The organism is Sporosarcina sp. AD_1, assembly GCF_057373025.1.
Genome location: NZ_JBPVIR010000004.1, coordinates 359,025 through 378,120, shown reverse-complemented (window position 1 = coordinate 378,120; position 19,096 = coordinate 359,025). Strand labels below are relative to the sequence as shown.

Genomic DNA, 19,096 nt, shown 5'->3' with positions numbered 1-19,096 from the left:
CGAAAAAAGGGGGTCGTCAAAAATGAAAGCGGATACAATGGAGAAGGTAGTTCAATACAGGGGGACAGAATTGAATACGAAAGGATGGCAGCAGGAAGCGGCGCTTCGGATGTTGATGAATAATCTGCATCCTGACGTGGCGGAGCATCCGGAAAATCTCGTTGTCTATGGCGGCATCGGCAAGGCGGCGCGGAATTGGGAGAGTTTCGACGCGATTGTCCGGTCGCTGAAGGAGCTGGAGAATGATGAAACGTTGCTCATCCAGTCCGGAAAGCCAGTCGTCATTTTTAAAACCCACGCAAACGCACCGCGCGTCTTGATTGCGAATTCGAATATTGTTCCGGCGTATGCGAATTGGGATACGTTCCATGAGCTAGATAAGAAAGGCCTGATGATGTACGGCCAAATGACGGCGGGTAGCTGGATTTACATCGGCTCGCAAGGGATTGTGCAAGGAACCTATGAGACGTTTGCGGAACTTGGGAAACAGCATTTCGGAGGCTCTCTGAAAGGAACCATCACGCTGACGGCTGGCCTTGGCGGCATGGGCGGAGCTCAGCCACTTGCCGTGACAATGGCAGGCGGCGTCTGTATCGCGGTGGAAGTGGATGAGACGCGGATCGACCGACGCATCGAAACAAGATACACGGATGTTAAAACGGATTCCTTGGATGAAGCGATCCGTTTAGCAGAAGAAGCTAAGAAGGAAGGAAAGGCACTGTCAATTGGACTGCTTGGCAATGCGTCAGACCTCCTGCCTGAGATGCTCGCTCGCGGTTTCAATCCGGATGTTCTGACGGACCAAACATCGGCACATGATCCGCTCAATGGGTATATTCCTTCCGGCATGACACTTGCCGAAGCGTCTGAGCTACGCGCATCAAATCCGGAAGAGTATGTGAAACGTTCCAAAGCATCGATGGCAAGGCATGTAGCAGCCATGATCGACATGATGGATAAAGGCGCAATTACATTCGACTATGGAAATAACATACGCCAAGTGGCGAAGGACGAAGGAGTCGACCGTGCGTTTGATTTCCCTGGATTTGTTCCAGCTTACATCCGCCCGCAGTTCTGCGAAGGAAAAGGGCCTTTCCGCTGGGTGGCATTATCCGGGGATCCGGAAGATATCCGGAAGACGGATGAAGTGATTCTTCGTGAATTTAGCTATAATAAACATTTATGTAATTGGATTAAAATGGCGCAGGAGAAAATCCAGTTCCAAGGCTTGCCTTCCCGGATCTGCTGGCTCGGTTACGGTGAACGGGCACGCTTCGGAAAGATTATCAACGACATGGTTGCAAGTGGTGAAATCAGTGCGCCAATCGTCATTGGCCGTGACCATCTCGATTCCGGTTCTGTCGCCTCGCCAAACCGCGAGACCGAAGCGATGAAGGACGGTTCCGATGTTGTATCCGACTGGCCGATTCTAAACGCGATGATCAATGCGGTCGGAGGGGCGACATGGGTGTCGGTCCACCACGGGGGCGGCGTAGGTATGGGATATTCGCAGCACGCCGGTATGGTCATTGTCGCGGACGGCACGAAGGAAGCGGAAGAGCGTTTGGAACGCGTCTTGACGACAGACCCTGGTATGGGGATCGCGCGACATGTCGATGCAGGATACGAACTCGCCATTAAGACGGCGAAAGAAAAAGGGGTTCACATCCCAATGCTGGAAGGTGAGAATTATTGAAACCAGTTTGGATTAAACATGCAGCACAGTTAGCGACAATTCGCGGAGAGAACGGTCCGAGAAAACGCAAGGATATGTCGGAGCTCGGCATTATTGAAGATGGCAGTGTATGGATAGAAGAAGGTGTCATTCAAGCAGTTGGCACAACGGAAGAACTGGAACGCAAGTATGGGGAGCGTTCCAAGGAAGCGGAAGTGGTCGATGCGACAGGACGCCTTGTCACGCCAGGTCTCGTTGATCCTCATACTCATGTCGTCTTCGGCGGCAGCAGAGAACGGGAATTTGAAATGCGTCTGGAAGGCGCCACGTATATGGATATCATGAATGCGGGCGGCGGTATCCACGCGACAACCCGTATGACGCGGGAAGCGACAGAGGATGACTTGATCGAGCAAGCTTCCAGGCGCCTGGATTCATTCCTCGCGCATGGCGTCACAACAGTGGAAGGGAAAAGCGGCTATGGACTTGACCTCAAAACAGAGCTGAAGCAGTTGCGGACGATGAAACGGCTGAAGGAGCTTCATCCGATCGACCTAGTGTCGACATTCATGGCGGCACATGCCGTTCCGCAAGAATATAAAGGGAATGAAGAAGAATATATTACTAGCATTATCAATGACATGCTTCCAGTCGTAGCGGAAGAGAAGTTAGCCGTTTTCAACGACGTATTCTGCGAAGTCGGCGTGTTCACTCCGGAGCAATCGGAGCGGATTCTGGAAGCTGGGAAGAAGTACGGGTTGATCCCGAAAATCCATGCGGATGAAATTGAATCGTATGGCGGGGCGGAGCTTGCTGCGAAAGTCGGTGCGATTTCGGCGGAGCATTTATTGAAAGCGTCCGATGAAGGGATTCGGAATATGGCGGAAGCCGGTGTTATTGCATGTTTATTGCCTGCGACAGCGCTGTTCCTAAGGGAAGAAGCGGCGAAAGGGCGCCAGATGGTTGATGAAGGGGTGGCGGTCGCCATTTCGACGGATTGCAATCCAGGTTCATCGCCGACTACGTCAATGCCGCTCGTCATGAATCTGGCTTGCATAGCAATGCGTCTCACACCGGCGGAAGCGCTTGTTGCTGCAACAATGAATGCGGCATGCGCCATTCGCATGGAGGAGAAGGTCGGTTCGTTGGAAGTTGGCAAACAAGGCGACGTAGTCCTGTGGAATGTGTCCAACTATCAAGAATTGCAGTATTTGTTCGGCGTGAACCATGTCGGGCAAGTGTGGAAGAAAGGGAAACGGGTTGTAGGGTAAGAAATAGCCGTGAATGGCGGGAGAATCATTCACGGCTTTCTTGTAACAAGAGAAGATTGAATATTCAAATGAGGGGTGAGGAAGATGGCTCAATTGCAGGAAAGTGTGAAAACCCGTTCAACTCCGGGGATGTGGAAGTTTTTTGTGTTCAGTGCAATCGGGGCATTCATGTTTTTTGTGCCCATTACAATTGGTGAGAAGAATTCGATCATGCTCGACCATATTGTGACGTGGATTCAGACAAATGCAGCTGGTGCGCTGCCGTATTATGCATTGTTAGTCATTTTGGCTGGTGCTGTCTATCCGTTTGCTTCTGGAACATGGAAAAAATCGAAGGTTAATATGATTTTCTCGTTTTTCAAAGTCATCGGCTTGATTGTCGGCATTATGCTCATATTCAATATCGGGCCGGCTTGGCTGTTTGAACCGGGCATGGGACCGTTTTTATTGAATAAACTTGTAATTCCTGTTGGCTTGCTCGTTCCGATTGGCGCTGTGTTCTTGGCGCTGTTAGTCGGGTACGGCTTGCTGGAGTTTGTTGGAGTTCTTGTGCAGCCTGTGATGCGGCCAATCTGGCGGACGCCGGGCCGCTCTGCGATTGATGCCGTCGCCTCATTCGTCGGTTCGTATTCATTAGGGCTGCTCATTACCAATCGGGTTTACAAAGAGGGGAAATATACCGCAAAAGAAGCGGCCATCATCGCAACGGGATTTTCGACTGTTTCAGCAACGTTCATGGTGGTTGTGGCGAAAACACTCGATTTAATGAGCATGTGGAACCTTTATTTCTGGGTAACGCTCGTTGTCACATTCATCGTGACGGCCATCACTGTTCATTTGTGGCCGCTCCGTTCCATCAAGGATGAATATTACGAAGGTTCAACGCCGCAGCCAGAAGTGAAGCCGGAAGGGAAGCGGTTTGCAGCAGCTTGGAGCGAGGCGATGGAGACAGTATCCAAGGCGCCATCGTTCGGGCAGAACATCGTCATGAATGTGCGCGACGGCTTGCTCATGGCGATGGCCATCTTGCCGTCCATCCTATCCATTGGGCTGCTTGGTCTGGTGTTAGCGGAATTCACGCCGGTGTTTGATTGGATTGGCTATATTTTTTATCCGTTCACATGGGCGTTGCAGCTGCCGGAACCGATGCTTGTAGCAAAAGCAAGTGCGCTCGGCATTGCAGAAATGTTCCTGCCGGCGATGCTCGTCGTAGAATCGGCGCTCGTCGTCAAATTTGTCATCGCGGTTGTATCCGTCTCGTCGATCATCTTCTTCTCAGCAGTCGTGCCATGTATCGTGTCGACGGAGATCCCGATTTCAATCCCGCAATTGCTAGCCATTTGGGTACAGCGGGTCATTCTGACAATTATTATCGTGACACCAATTGCCTTTTTATTGCTATAACTAAAGAGACATCCGGCCGCTCCATGCGTACCGGATGTCTCTCTTTTTATTTTCCGCCCAACATATTGAACAATCCGCCTGCAATACTGCCTTCATCCTTAGAGCCGCCTGGAGTTCCAGGTGCTGCAGCGAAAACGCGGCTGGCAAGACGGGAGAATGGCAACGACTGGATCCAGACTTTTCCGGGACCGCGCAGAGTAGCGAAGAACAATCCTTCCCCTCCGAATAAAGCCGTTTTTACACCTTTCACCATTTCGATGTTATAGTCGACGTCCTGCGTCATGGCAACCAGGCAGCCTGTATCGACACGCAGCATTTCTCCTGGAGCAAGCGTCTTTTCGACAATCGTTCCTCCCGCATGGATAAAGGCCATTCCGTCCCCTTCAAGCTTTTGCATGATGAAACCTTCTCCGCCGAAGAAGCCAGCACCCAGTCTGCGCTGGAACTCTACGCCGACAGAAACCCCTTTGGCCGCAGCAAGGAAAGCGTCTTTTTGACAGATTATTTTTCCGCTATATTGGCTTAAATCGACAGGAATGATTTTTCCCGGATAAGGAGCAGCGAAGGAGACATGCTTCTTGCCGGAGCCTGTATTCGTGAAGGTCGTCATGAATAAGCTTTCGCCTGTAATCAGCCGTTTTCCTGCTCCCATCAATTTCCCCATCAAACCGCCGCCTCCGCCGGATCCATCGCCAAAGATGGTCTCCATTTCAATACCGTCCTGCATCATCATGAGGGAACCAGCTTCTGCAACGACCGTTTCATGAGGATCCAATTCCACTTCTACAAATTGCATGTCATCCCCGTAAAGCTTGTAGTCGATTTCGTGATTGTTCATAGTGAACCTCCCAGTTCATATTTGGTAGTCAATCTACGCTGGGGAAAGAGAAAGGTTTCATTTGATTAATTATTTTATTGCTTCCAAATCAATATATTGCCATAGTAAATTAGCGATTTCATTTGCATGCAGCGTGTGAGGCCCTTCCTTGCTGAATAACTCGCGGAAGGAACGGGCGACGGCTTCCATAATATGCTGCTTCTTGTTGGGTTGCTCGAGTTCATTCAGCAAGTAATCCACATACTCCAGTCCCTCCAAGTGCTTCTCTTTTGCTAAAGATTTACGAAAGTACTGCAACTTATCGTGGAGTTGTTCTTTAATATCACCAGGGCTTTTAACAGCGGAACTGACGGCAGCTTGTACATCAGAACCGAGCAACGTATCGTTGTGCTCTATCATGTCAAAGATGATGGCATCCACACGTCTAATGGCGAAATGGACGAGTTTATTGATATCCAGCGACTCTTTTGAATAAGCATTCCAAAAATGGATCAGCTGCTTGATCATCCCTAAAACCATAATGGCGCATTCCATCGTATAGGGACGGGCCGGTTCACCATATACATCAATCAAACGGGAAGAAATCCAATTCAGTTCTTCTAAATGATAGGAAGTGACGAACTGTCTCAGTTCCTCATCTCCTGAATAAAACACGGCTTCAAAAATCGGCAATAAATTCCGTTCCCGGTTAATATGCATCCGAATTAAAACCTGTTCAGCTAAAATCATCTTGTCATCTTTCCGCTGGCCAATGAGCAGTTCCCGTCTGCGAATAGTGGACTCTTCATGGGCGAATTCCAAAATCGCCATCAAGCATTCGTTTTTGGACGTGAAATAATTATAGAATGTTCCTTTTGAAATACGGGCTTCCTCGATAATGTCCTGAACGGAAGTCGAATTAAAGCCTTTTTCAACAAATAGGCGCTGTGCAGTAAGAAGTACATGAAGTTTGCGTTCGTTCATTTATATAATCCCCCATGTTCCATAAGGTAGGAATCTGTAGTTTTGTACTGTGAGTCTAACTATATTCTAGTGTGAAAAGCTTGTAATATCAATTATTAAAAGTTTTTTTGGATGAAAGCGATTTCTACAATTGATTATTTTGGACTGACGGTATAAAATGTAGAAATGTTGTACGCAAGGTACAATCATGTTAAATAGATATGGGGGAATCAAGCTTGGAAATGGATATTAAAAAAATGCATGAAAAGCCGCCGTATGGAATGATTGCCATTCTGTTCTTCGGGGCCTTCGTTGCGATTTTGAACAATACATTATTAAATATTGCACTGCCTTCCATCATGAATGAGTTTCAGGTCAAGCCATCTGCTGTCCAATGGCTGACAACGGGCTTCATGCTCGTGAACGGAATCATGATTCCGGCAAGTGCCTTCTTCGTTCAGAAGTTTACAAATAGGAAGCTGTTCATCACGGCGATGCTCCTGTTTTCTCTTGGTACTGGACTTGCGATCGTCGCGCCGTCATTCGGACTGCTCGTATTATCGCGGATGATCCAGGCGTCAGGTTCGGCATTGATGATGCCGCTATTGATGAACGTTATGCTCGTTGCCTTTCCGATTGAAAAACGGGGCTCTGCGATGGGACTTTTCAGTCTAGTTATGTTTACAGCTCCGGCAATTGGACCGACATTGTCAGGGTGGATTGTAGAACATTACTCGTGGCGCACGCTGTTTGAAATTGTTCTGCCGTTTGGGATTATCTCCATTCTGCTCGCGATTTTCAAACTCAAAAACATTACCCCGAATCGTGAAGTTCGTCTTGATGTTGGTTCACTTATCTTCTCAAGCATCGGCTTCGGCGGTTTGCTCTATGGTTTCAGTTCGGCAGGGGATAAAGGCTGGGGTTCGCCAATCGTTTATGGAACAATTGCAATCGGCACAGTATCGCTGCTCATCTTCATCTTCCGCCAGCTTCGCATGAAGGAGCCGTTGCTTGATTTCAAAATTTACAAGCATTCGATGTTCGCACTTGCATCGATCATTTCGATGATTATGTCTGTCGCGATGTTCTCTGGTATGATTTTGACACCGCTGTACGTACAGAATGTCCGGGGCATCTCGCCATTCGATGCAGGTCTACTCATGTTGCCGGGTGCTATCGTTATGGGCGGCATGGCGCCGATTACTGGGCGGATTTTTGATAAGTACGGCCCGAAATTCATTGCGATAACGGGACTTGTCATTACGATTGCCAGCACATTCTACTTAAGCCGTCTCCAGTTGGATTCAGGGTACTACTATTTGATGGCCCTTTATACAATTCGGATGTTCGGAATGTCGATGGTTATGATGCCAATCATGACAAATGGCTTGAACCAGCTGCCAATGAAATCAAATCCTCACGGTACAGCCATCAATAATACGATTCAGCAAGTGTCAGGAGCTATCGGGTCGGCCCTCCTGCTTACTATTATGACAAAGCGCATGGAGAAATCAGGGGAAGAACTGGCACAACAAGCGATGGCGAGCGGCCAGATGCCGACTGACCAGGCGGAAGCATTGGCCATGCAGAAGGAAATCGGGTTGCAGGCGATGCTCGATGGAATTAACCACTCCTTCTTCATCTCGACACTCATTGCGGTTGCCGGGCTGGTTTTGACACTTTTCATCAAGCGGGTGAAACCGCCAACTTTTAATGCTGCAAAATCACCGGCGGTAAAAGAAACATTTGATCCTAAAACCCAACCCGTGCAGGAGTAATCTTCCTGCACGGTTTTTTTGTAGGAAGGGAAATCAATTCGTGATGTAGAATGAGTAATAGAGCATCCAGAAGAAGGAAGTGGTAGTGTGATTGGACGTAACGAACCATGCCCTTGCGGCAGTGGTAAGAAATATAAAAAGTGCTGTGCGCAGAAAGAATCAGTCACAAACGAACAGCTCGTGCAAGAAGAAACGGAACGGGTAATTCGAAGTTATTTTGAAAGTGGACTTCAGAATAACGTGGATTTTAACGATTTAGATCAATATGGCCGTGAGTGGAAACGAAAAGTCGGCCAGATGGATGATAAAGAGGATTCGGAAAATACCATGTTAGATGCCTATATGTTCATTGAACGGGAGGATCTTTGGAATCGGCATTTGATGAAATGGCTGAATACGCCGCTTCGCCCTGTGACGAGAAAGATACTGGAAAGCTGGCGACAGCCGATCGTTTTGCTAGCTAAAGTGACGAGTGTCAAGGGTGGGCGAATTATATGCGAACAATTGCTTGAAGACAGCATGTATGAGTTTGAACAGATGGCATATATGGAGGTGCCGCCGAAAGAAGGATATTATTTATTCAGCATAGCCTTGCGGGACAAAGAACTTTCGGAAAACGGAATTCGCATCATTGACGGTCTTCAGCAATTTCAATCTCCAAATAATTTGATAGAGTCAAAGCAAAGCAAGATGGCGGAGGAAAGCGGCTTGTCGAACAGCCGTGAGTTCTACCGTACGCATTTCGCCGATATTTATAAAATGATCAATGGAGTTTTGGAAATGACGCTAGAGGAATTAGTTGAGCCGGACCAGCTACAAGCCTTTGTTTTGCTGGAGGAACAGCTGAAAGCCCACGGCGGTGGAAAAGTGGCGCTGGAATTTGGACCAGCATTACTCATGGCATATTACAAAGAATGCAATCCAGTCGTCAGAAAACATGAAGGTGTGGCCGCTGCTACATTCAAAGTGCTTTATGACCAGGGCTTGCTGGGGGCAAAGCATTTCACACAAAAAGACATCGCAGCATTGTTTGGAATATCCGTATCTTCCATGACAAAGCATATTGATCCGATGTACGAGATCCTCAACAAGGCCGAAGAGGAGATGGTGACTAAGGAGCAGCCGCAAATCAATTATCAGATTGGACTCCACCCATATACGACCGAACGAATGAACTGGGAAATGTATCACAAATCAGCAGAGCTCGAATTTGATTCATTGGAGGCGTTGAATCAGTATTTCATGGAGGAGGGAAACCGGTCATTTATTCCCGAATCAGATGCCGACCGGGCCCAGATGCTTTGCTATGATGCGTACGCTGCATTCCCTGATGTTGAGAAAGTGGAGGTATTGATTCGAGAAGCTGGGAAACTGGATCCTGAGTCTGTGGATGTGCATTTGCTCTTAGCGGAACTTTCCATGGATGTGAAAGATGCAGAAAGCCTTATTGAAAAGGCGGTGCAGCTCGGTGAAAAAACATTTGAACCAGTTGAAATCCCATGGGCATTAGTGACAAACCGGCGGTATATGCGTGCTCTTTTCATGCTGGGCGTACTCCAGTATGAAGAAGATCGCTTTGGCGAGGCGGCGGCTTGCTTTGAAAAGCTGGTTGAGATAAATCCGAGTGATCAGCAAGGCGCTCACTATTTGGCCATTTCTTCGCGTCTGAGAGGTGGAGATTGGAAGAGGGCGGACGAACTCATTCACATGTATGAATCGGAATTACCAGATCCTACGCTTTCTTTTTTGAAATGGAAGCTGGAACTTAGCCGGAATGATGGGTGGAATAAAAAAGTTGAAGCCCTTTTTGAAAAAGCGAAGTTAGAGAATCCATACGTCGACCATCTAATTGAAAATGACATGCCTAAATTTCCCTACCCGGATCATCTTGTGATCGAGCCTGGAAGTTTGGATGAGGCCATGTATATTTGGAGTTTACTATGAAATAAGCCGGGGGAGCTAAGCGCTTCCTTGCTTTTTTTGGTTCGAATAAAAATAATCATCTGATTTACTGTTTATTTCAGAAATAAGGAAGGATTCCGCTAGTTTGTGTCGAAATAGAGTAACTGAAAGCGGTTTCAAAAAGTTCGAGAGGGAAAGGGGAATGTTGTAATGCAATTGAACAATTACATCGGAGGTTCATGGCAAGACGGTGGGGGAGCGAAATATACAGCGGTCACGAACCCGGCGACTGGAGAAGAACTGGCGCAAGTGCGTCTGTCCACAAAGGAAGATGTCGCTCTGGCCGTTCAGGCGGCGAAGGAGGCCCAGAAGAAATGGGCGCTCGTGCCAGCACCGAAACGGGCAGATTACTTATATGCAATCGGCAATATCATGAAGGAAAAGAAGGAACATCTCTCACAAGTACTGACTAAGGAAATGGGGAAAGTGATCGAGGAAGCACGCGGGGAAGTGCAGGAAGGCATCGACATGGCCTATTATATGGCGGGTGAAGGTCGCCGGCTGTTCGGTGAAACCGTGCCTTCCGAATTGATGGATAAATTTGCAATGAGCGTCCGGGCGCCAATCGGTGTTGTCGGGCTGATCACACCGTGGAATTTCCCGGTAGCCATCGCTACGTGGAAGTCGTTTCCTGCGATGGTCGCGGGGAATACATTCGTTTGGAAGCCTGCCACAGAGACGCCAATGATGGCCTATGAAATGGCTCTTATTTTCGAGGAAGTCGGCTTGCCAGCAGGCGTGGCCAATATCGTCTTCGGGTCCGGCTCGGAAGTCGGTACGGCAATGATTGAACACCCGGATGTCCGCGTCATCTCCTTTACCGGTTCGACAGAAACAGGCCGCCATGTTGCTGAAACGGGCGGGCGCCATCTGAAAAAAGTATCCCTTGAAATGGGCGGCAAAAATGCGGTCATCGTCATGGATGATGCCGATTTGGATCTGGCCGTAGAAGGTATCCTTTGGAGTGCATTTGGTACAGCGGGTCAGCGTTGTACGGCATGCAGCCGGGTCATCGTGCATAAAGATGTAAAGGAAGAGCTGGAGCAGAAGCTTCAAGAGGCGATGAAAACCTTATCCATCGGAAATGGTTTGGACGAGTCCGTCAAGGTGGGTCCTGTCATTAACGGAAAAGCCATCGAAAAGATTCAAAAGTACGTCGAAATCGGGAAAGAAGAAGGGGCCAAGCTTATCGCGGGCGGCAATGTGCTGAATGAAGGAGAAATGGCGAACGGCCACTACTTTGAACCGACGTTGTTCACGGACGTCAAGTGGGACAGCCGCCTGGCACAGGAGGAAATCTTCGGTCCGGTCGTTTCTTTAATTGAAGTCGGAAGCCTTGATGAAGCGATTGAAGTGAACAACAGTGTCCTGTACGGCTTGTCGAGTTCTATCTTTTCCAAAGATGTGAATACGATCTTCAAAGCGCAGCGAGATCTGGATACTGGCATCGTGTACGTCAATGCCGGAACGACAGGCGCGGAAATCCATTTGCCGTTCGGGGGGACGAAGGGCACAGGAAACGGACATCGGGATTCGGGTGTCGCCGCACTGGATGTGTTCACAGAGTGGAAGAGCATTTACGTGGACTTCAGCGGCAAGCTGCAGCGCGCCCAAATTGATACGGAGTAATGTTCCGTTCATCATCGAATTGAAAAGCACCTGAGGACACGGAAATCTTAAAGGGAAGTAGGGGTTGTATGATGAAAGTAGTAGTACTCGGAGCCGGATTAATGGGGAAAGAGGCAGTGCGTGATCTTGTGAAAAGTGATGATGTTCAAAAGGTGTACTTGGCGGACTTGAATGTGCAGCAGGCGGAAGAGTTTGCGTCGAAGCTTTCGTCCGATAAGTTGGATATTCTATCGCTCGATGCGACAAACGATGAGCAATTGAAGGAAGTGATGGGACTTGGGGATGTCGTCATCAATGCGTTATTCTATTCCTTCAATGAAAAAGTGGCCCGGACGGCTGTTGAAATCGGCGTTCATTCCATCGACCTCGGCGGCCATATCGGCGGGGCGACCGATGCCGTGCTGGGGCTCGCGAAAGAGGCCGAAGCCAAAGGGGTAACAATCATTCCGGATCTAGGGGTGGCTCCGGGAATGATCAACATCCTGAGCGGCTACGGTGCAAGCAAGCTCGACAAGGTCGAGAGTATTAAATTATATGTCGGAGGAATTCCGGTGAAGCCGGAGCCGCCGCTCAATTATAATATCGTCTTCTCGCTCGAAGGGGTATTCGATCATTATACCGATCCGTCTCATGTCATCCGTGACGGTCAATTGCTCGAAATTCCGTCCCTCTCTGAAGTGGAGTCCATCCACTTCAAGGATTATGGGGAGCTGGAAGCATTCCATACATCCGGCGGAACATCGACATTGACGAAGACGTTCTCGGATGTGCAGACCTTGGAATATAAGACAATCCGGTACAAAGGGCATGCGGAGAAATTTCAGCTCCTCGTCGATCTCGGCTTGCTGTCAAAGAACAGCGAAGTTGAGGTTGGCGGCTCGAAAGTGAAAGTGCGGGACGTCATGCGGGAACAGCTGTCACCGCAGCTTAAATTAGGCGACAAGGTGGATGCGGTCTTGCTTCGCGTCATTGTCAGCGGAGAGAAAAACGGTGAAACGGCAACGTATGAATACAATCTCGTAACAGAAAAAGATATGTCTGTGAATGAAACAGCGATGGCCCGAGCAACAGCCAACACTATCTCGGTTGTCGCGCAGATGATCGGAAATGGAACGATCACTAAGCGCGGAGTCCATCCGCCGGAGAGCATCGTCCCAGGCGAATTATATATTGAAGAAATGAAAAAACGCGGTGTCGACATTGAAGAATCTGTAGGAAAAACAGAAGCACACGTGTAAGTTTCAGGGGAGGTGAGAGCCTTCCCTTTCGAATGAAAGAAAGGGGATCGTGACATGAATTTCGAGTTTACTGAAGAACAAAAGATGTTGCGCAAAACAGCCCGTCAATTTGTTGATGAGGAAATCATGCCGCATATCCAAAAATGGGATGCGGAAGGCGGCTTTGACCCTGCCATTTGGAAGAAACTCGCCGATCTAGGATTCATGGGCGTTTGCATACCGGAGAAATACGGTGGGAGCGGCATGGATTACAATTCGCTCGCCATCCTTTGCGAAGAATTAGAACGGGGCGATACGGCATTCCGGACGGCTGTCTCTGTCCACATCGGACTCAATTCCATGACGTTGATGCAATGGGCAACGGAAGAACAGAAGCAGAAATATCTTGTACCGCAAGCCGAAGGTAAGAAAATCGGAGCGTTCGGCCTGACAGAACCGGGTGCGGGCTCTGACGTGGCGGCAATGTCGACAACGGCTGTCCGCGATGGCGATCATTATGTCATAAATGGACAGAAGACGTGGATCTCCCTTTGCGACGTCGCAGATCATTTCCTCGTATTCGCTTATACGGATAAATCCCAGAAACATCATGGCATTAGTGCGTTCATCGTCGAGCGGACATTCCCTGGGTTCTCTTCCAAAGCGATTAAAGGGAAATATGGGATCCGTGCGGGTAATACAGGTGAACTGTTCTTCGAGGATATGCGTGTCCCTGCAGAAAACCTTCTTGGCAAGGAAGGGGAAGGCTTCAAAATTGCCATGGCCGCATTGGATAACGGCCGATTCACGGTCGCGGCTGGTGCTGTCGGCCTGATCATGGCATGTCTCGAAGAAAGCGTGAAGTATTGCCACGAACGCGAAACATTCGGCAAAGCGATCGGCAAACATCAGCTCGTTCAGCGGATGATTGCCAATATGGAAGCGGGCTATCAAATGAGCCGTCTTCTTGTGTACCGTGCAGGCGAATTGAAAAACAAAGGCGTTCGCAATACGCGCGAAACGTCCTTAGCGAAGTGGCAAGCATGCGATTTTGCGAACAAAGCGGCGGATGATGCATTCCAAATCCATGGGGCTTACGGATATTCTGATGAATACCCAGTTGCCCGCTTCTTGCGTAACTCGAAAGCGCCAGTCATCTACGAAGGCACTCGCGAAATCCATACGATCATGCAGGCGGAGTATGTATTAGGCTACCGTGAAGATAAGCGGCTCAGCCATATGCTGCCAGAATGGCCGTTTGAATAAATAAGCAGAGGTCTATTGCTTGTTTAGTTGATTAATGATAAAATATTTTTACTATTTATTGATCGGAGGTGAGGAATGATGTTGGACACTGTGAATGCGCGTGAAGTACTATTGGAATATTTAGCCACTTCATGTGCGATTACTCATGAAATTGCGCTCAACGGGATACGTATGCCCTTTTTTAGACAATTTCAGTAATCACACAGCGGTTCGGCACATCATTCCTTACGAATTAGGAAAGATTGCATAAGGCATTACTAGATTGAAGACGATACGGTTCTTTGCTATTTGATTCTCCCTCGTGTGCATGCGCTGCCTTATTTGGCTCTGCCTGCAGCGTCAGGAGTAATGAATGGCGATCAAACCGGAGCACGAACGATGGAAGTGCTTATCGACAGTCTGCTACTGCCCGAACGCAGTCTTTTTTTGTGCGCTTTCTGCTGTGAAAACAGGATGAGAGGAAGCGGAAATTATGATTTGTACAATACAGAAGGTTAGCAAGATGCTAGGCGGCACCAACATATTTCATGACATGTCGTTGGAAATTAAGACAGGTGATCGGTTAGGAATCGTCGGTCGAAATGGAAGCGGCAAAACGACATTATTCAAATTGATTGCCGGAGTAGAAGCAGTCGATTCAGGCTCAATTCACTTTAAAAAAGGAACGAAAGTCGGCTACCTGTCTCAAATTCCTTTACTCGAAAAACCGATGACTGGATACGAAGTGCTGAGGAGTGCATTCGGCGAACTGTTGGAAATAGAAGAAAGCTTGAAGAAACTTGAATTGAAAATGTCGTCGGAATCCGCGGATATGGAGCGGCTGCTCCTGCAATATGGGCAGTTGCAGGAAGAATTCCTGCGCCGGAATGGATATGCGATGGAATCGGAAATCGAAAAAGTGATCAATGGGTTGCAGTTACGAAGTTTCATTCATCAGGATTTTTCGGTGATGAGCGGTGGAGAGCAGACGAAGATGATGCTGGGCAAGCTGCTATTAAGCCAGCCGGATTTATTGCTCCTCGATGAACCGACGAATCATTTGGATTTATTCGCAGTGGAATGGCTGGAGGGTTATTTGTCCGAATATGACGGGACTGTTGTCATCGTGTCGCATGACCGTGCTTTCTTGGATGCAACAGTGAGCAAAATAGCCGATTTGGAAGACGGGGAGCTGCAACTTTACCATGGCGACTATAGTTCGTTCGTCCAGCAGAAGGAGGATCTGCTGCTTCGCCAATTCCAAGAATACGAAGAACAGCAAAAGAAAATCAAGAAAATGAAAGAAGCCATCAAGCGGCTGAAACAATGGGCAAATGAAGCGAACCCGCCGAATGCTGGATTGCACCGGCAAGCGAGAAATATGGAGCGGGCACTGGAAAGGATGGCCAAAATCAAGAAGCCGCTGGTCGACCCGAAAAAGATGGCTTTGTCGTTTGAACCGACAGAGCGCAGCGGGAAAGAAGTCGTTGTCATGGACGATGTCTGCAAATCATTCGGTCCAAAACAGATTTTGACTGAGGCAAATCTTCATATTTATTGGAAAGACCGAGCGGCAATCGTCGGGCAAAACGGCACTGGCAAATCAACAATTTTAAAGTTGCTTATTGGACAGCTGACGGTGGATGAAGGGGTTTGCAAAGTAGGCAGCAACGTGAAAATAGGTTTCTTATCCCAGCATGCCGAAGCGGCAAATCCGAAAGCGAGACTGATCGATGTTTTCAGGGAAGAGGTCAGTGTAGCAGAAGGGGAGGCGAGACATATTCTGGCGAAGTTTATGTTCTACGGACCGGACGTCTTTAAACGTTTATCCGATTTGAGTGGCGGGGAAAGAATGAGGCTCCGGCTGGCACAGCTCATGCATCAGGACATTAATCTTCTGTTGCTCGATGAACCGACCAATCATCTTGATATTGAATCCCGAGAAGTGTTGGAGGAAGCATTGGAAGAGTTTCAGGGTACCATTTTAGCGGTATCGCATGACCGCTATTTCCTAAATAAAATTTTCGACAGGACAGCCTGGCTGGAAGATGGAGAGTTGAAAACATTTGAAGGTCCGTTCGACTGGGCACGCAGAAAATGGGCAGAATTGTATGAGCTGAATAAGTGAGTAAGGAAGGCCTTCCAATTGGGAGGCCTTTTGTTGTGCGTAAAAAAATCTCGTGAAATACTTGAAATTCATTCTAAGAGGGCGTATCATAATGACTGGATGACCGGAATGGTTTTTTAGTCAGCAACAGGAGGTGAAGAAGTGGATCGAAGACGGGAAATTTTGGAGGCAGCTGCAAAATCGTTTTCCCTGTTCGGATACAAGGCGACGACAATGGATCAGGTAGCGAAGATCGCCAATGTCGGAAAAGGAACGATCTATACATTCTTTACGAATAAAGAAGAATTGTTCAATGCCATTGTACTAAAAATGATCGAGGAAATGCGAGCGGCATCGGATTCAGTTGCGGTAGAGGGAGGTTCATTCGAACAAAATGTTCATGCCCGCCTTATGCAATTGCTCAAATTCCGAAAAACGCATCAGCTTTACGCCAAACTGATCGACGAGGAAAAAGAACTTCGAACGCCTGCTGTTACAGAAGTGCTGGCTGGAATTGAAAGAGAAATCGTCTCTTATGTGAAGCTGAAAATTGAACGGGCGGTCAGCAGAGGTGAGTTGAAGCCGTGTAACTCCGAATTGATTGCATACCTTCTTTTCAAGTCGTACTTGGCTCTTATTGTGGACTGGGAGAAAACGCATGACACGGAATTGACGGAAGAACAAATCACTACGTTGCTGAGCGACACGATTTTCAAGAGTCTCCTGCGCTGAGACTTCTTTTTTGATTAAAAATGACCAAATGAGGTTTATGGTCAAGTGGTTTTAAGGAGGAGATACAATGAAAAAGACGATGACATTTGCGGAATGGAAACAAATCTTCCGCTCGAGGAAGCTGCTCGTCCCTATGCTGGCGATCCTCTTCATACCTGTCCTGTATGCGGGCATGTTCTTATGGGCTTTCTGGGACCCATATGCCCAATTGAATTCATTGCCAGTCGCGGTTGTGAATATGGACGAAGGAGCCGAATTGGAAGGGGAGCAATTAGCTCTCGGTAATGAGTTGGTTGACAAGTTAGTGGAAAACAAAGACTTTGATTTTCAAAAAGTAAGCAAAGAGCAGGCGGAAACAGGACTGAAAAACCAAGATTATTATATTGCGATTGAAATACCGGAAAACTTCTCCGCTCATGCGACATCTTTGCTAGACGAAAATCCGGAGAAATTAACGATCATATACAAACCGAACGAAGGGTACAACTTCCTCTCCGCGCAAATTGGGGAAACCGCGATGGAAAGAATCCGGGCGGAAGTAAATAAAAACGTCACGGCTACTTATGCAGAGCAGCTTTTCGATTCGATCACCAAACTGGGTGACGGTTTCGGAGATGCGGCAGATGGCGCCGGCAAATTGTATGACGGCACGAATGAACTGGCAAATGGCGCCGATGATCTGAAGGGCTACTTGGAAACACTGGCGTCCAGCACGGTTACATTGAAAGAGGGCACGGACAGCCTCGCGAAGGGTGCTGATAAGGCTGCCAAAGGTGCGAACGATCTTAACAAAGGGATCGGCACACTGGCATCCGGCGCTGCAGAACTCCAACAAGGAGCCCAAAAAGCGACGGCGGGTGCTGCTGATTTACAAAAAGGCATCGCGGATTACACGGCCGCTGTCGATCAGTTAAAAAGCAGCTACGCCCAAATCGGCCAAAAAGAAGCTGAATTCGGAAGCGCAGTCAGCACGTTGAATGAAAAATCAGGTGCCTTGCAAGGGGCGGCTTCCAAACTGGCAGACGGCGCACAAAACGTCAATGCCGGCATTTCCAATCTCTCCGACCAATTGGCACCAATCCTTGCCTCGCTTCCGGAAGATCAGCAATCCGGTCTAAAAGCGGCGCTCAGCCAATTGCAACAGGGCAGTGCGGAAGTGGCAGGCGGCATGAAAGAATTATCATCCGGCACTGCAGCACTTCACGAAGGGACAACACAATTGAACGGCGCGGCTAGCCAATTACGTGACGGCCATGCGCAAGCGCTCGCCGGATTAAATAAATTGAGCGAGTCCTCACCTCAGTTGGCAGGAGGAGCAAAGGCGTTGGCAGACGGCAATAACGCCTTGTCAACAGGTCTTGCTCAGCTCTCCCAAGGAGCAAACGCAGCGAAAGCCGGAGCAGGAAGTTTAGCTTCCGGATTGAATGAACTTTCCACAGGTTCAGGCACTCTGAAGGAAGGAACTGGCACGCTGGCATCCAAATCAAAAGAGCTCGCCGACGGTTCTTCCAAATTGACGGAAGGTGTGCATGAATTGAAAGACGGCACGCTTACGTTGAAAGACAAACTGGCCGAAGCAAATGAAACTGCAAGCGAAGTGCATGCAAACGATAAAACGTATGACATGGCAGCAGCACCAGTCGATGTCGACAAGGAAGGCATCAACCATGTACCGAACTATGGAACAGGGTTTGCACCATATTTCCTATCACTCGGTCTGTTCGTGGGAGCCTTACTCGTTTCCATCGTCTTCCCGCTAGTCGAACCGGCCATCCGTCCGACAGGCGCATTCAGATGGCTGACAAGTAAAGTATCCGTCTTGGCTGTGGTCGGCTTAGTTCAAGCCTTAGTTGCAGTTGCCGTTCTCAAATGGGGGCTCGGCTTGGAAACTGAAAACTTCGGATTGTTCGTTCTCACATCAATCATTACGAGCTACACCTTCATCGCCATCGTCCAAATGCTCGTCTCCATTTTCAGTGACGCAGGACGATTCATTGCGATTCTCATCTTGATCTTGCAATTGACCACGAGCGCCGGAACATTCCCATTGGAATTAATTCCACAACCGCTCCAAGTGTTCAACACCCTATTGCCTATGACGTACTCCGTCCAGGCATTCAAAGCAGCCATCTCCACAGGAGACATCGCCCACCTCTGGGCAAGCAACGGCATCTTGCTCGGCTTCATCGCCGCTTGTCTCCTTGTCACATTCGGCTACTTTGCACTCGTATTCAACAAACGCTATTCCAAAGAAGTCACAGCCGAAGCTTAATGAAAAACGATCCACGGACAGTAC

General features: G+C 48.4%; 14 protein-coding genes. 12 read left to right on the top strand and 2 right to left on the bottom strand.

From position 1 onward, the window contains the following. The first annotated feature begins 22 nt into the window (after positions 1–22). The 3 genes from hutU to ACSW3C_RS10325 all read left to right on the top strand — a co-directional run bounded on the left by hutU (position 23) and on the right by ACSW3C_RS10325 (position 4,350). Positions 23–1,696 (top strand): urocanate hydratase, encoded by a 1,674-nt coding sequence (gene hutU / locus ACSW3C_RS10335; protein ID WP_486562459.1) that lies wholly within the window; start codon positions 23–25, stop codon positions 1,694–1,696. Beyond that, positions 1,693–2,946, top strand: a complete 1,254-nt coding sequence (gene hutI / locus ACSW3C_RS10330; RefSeq protein ID WP_486562458.1) for an imidazolonepropionase — start codon at positions 1,693–1,695, stop codon at positions 2,944–2,946. Before hutU ends, hutI begins: the two co-directional genes overlap by 4 nt. Positions 2,947–3,030: 84 nt before the next feature. Further along, entirely contained in the window at positions 3,031–4,350 is a 1,320-nt protein-coding gene (locus ACSW3C_RS10325; RefSeq protein ID WP_486562456.1) for a YjiH family protein, read from the top strand. Between the two features lie 46 nt (positions 4,351–4,396). Here ACSW3C_RS10325 and ACSW3C_RS10320 read toward each other — a convergent pair whose 3' ends face one another. Together ACSW3C_RS10320 and ACSW3C_RS10315 are read right to left on the bottom strand one after the other, a co-directional pair. Then, on the bottom strand, positions 4,397–5,188 hold the full coding sequence (locus ACSW3C_RS10320) for a TIGR00266 family protein (RefSeq protein ID WP_486562455.1): 792 nt from the start codon (positions 5,186–5,188) through the stop codon (positions 4,397–4,399). Between the two features lie 69 nt (positions 5,189–5,257). Next, the gene (locus tag ACSW3C_RS10315; RefSeq protein WP_486562454.1) at positions 5,258–6,151 is read right to left on the bottom strand and encodes a TetR/AcrR family transcriptional regulator; all 894 of its coding nucleotides are present in this window, start codon (positions 6,149–6,151) and stop codon (positions 5,258–5,260) included. Between the two features lie 221 nt (positions 6,152–6,372). On the opposite strand from ACSW3C_RS10315, the gene ACSW3C_RS10310 reads away from it, so the two are divergent. From ACSW3C_RS10310 to ACSW3C_RS10270, 9 genes are all read left to right on the top strand, one after another. Beyond that, positions 6,373–7,908, top strand: a complete 1,536-nt coding sequence (locus ACSW3C_RS10310) for a DHA2 family efflux MFS transporter permease subunit (RefSeq protein WP_486562556.1) — start codon at positions 6,373–6,375, stop codon at positions 7,906–7,908. An 87-nt stretch (positions 7,909–7,995) separates the two neighbouring features. Then, on the top strand, positions 7,996–9,852 hold the full coding sequence (locus ACSW3C_RS10305) for an SEC-C metal-binding domain-containing protein (protein ID WP_486562453.1): 1,857 nt from the start codon (positions 7,996–7,998) through the stop codon (positions 9,850–9,852). Between the two features lie 168 nt (positions 9,853–10,020). Beyond that, positions 10,021–11,499 (top strand): aldehyde dehydrogenase family protein, encoded by a 1,479-nt coding sequence (locus tag ACSW3C_RS10300; protein WP_486562452.1) that lies wholly within the window; start codon positions 10,021–10,023, stop codon positions 11,497–11,499. 71 nt (positions 11,500–11,570) lie between these two features. Beyond that, on the top strand, positions 11,571–12,737 hold the full coding sequence (locus ACSW3C_RS10295) for a saccharopine dehydrogenase family protein (protein WP_486562451.1): 1,167 nt from the start codon (positions 11,571–11,573) through the stop codon (positions 12,735–12,737). 54 nt (positions 12,738–12,791) lie between these two features. Further along, a complete protein-coding gene (locus tag ACSW3C_RS10290) occupies positions 12,792–13,982 on the top strand; it encodes an acyl-CoA dehydrogenase family protein (RefSeq protein ID WP_486562450.1) in 1,191 nt (396 codons plus the stop codon). 75 nt (positions 13,983–14,057) lie between these two features. Next, entirely contained in the window at positions 14,058–14,180 is a 123-nt protein-coding gene (locus tag ACSW3C_RS10285; RefSeq protein WP_381447389.1) for an RAxF-45 family protein, read from the top strand. Positions 14,181–14,451: 271 nt separating this feature from the next. Next, a complete protein-coding gene (abc-f, locus tag ACSW3C_RS10280) occupies positions 14,452–16,089 on the top strand; it encodes a ribosomal protection-like ABC-F family protein (protein ID WP_486562554.1) in 1,638 nt (545 codons plus the stop codon). 141 nt (positions 16,090–16,230) lie between these two features. Further along, complete coding sequence (locus ACSW3C_RS10275) at positions 16,231–16,800, top strand: TetR/AcrR family transcriptional regulator (protein ID WP_486562449.1); 570 nt, start codon at positions 16,231–16,233, stop codon at positions 16,798–16,800. Between the two features lie 67 nt (positions 16,801–16,867). Then, on the top strand, positions 16,868–19,072 hold the full coding sequence (locus ACSW3C_RS10270; RefSeq protein ID WP_486562448.1) for a YhgE/Pip family protein: 2,205 nt from the start codon (positions 16,868–16,870) through the stop codon (positions 19,070–19,072). Positions 19,073–19,096: the final 24 nt, after the last annotated feature.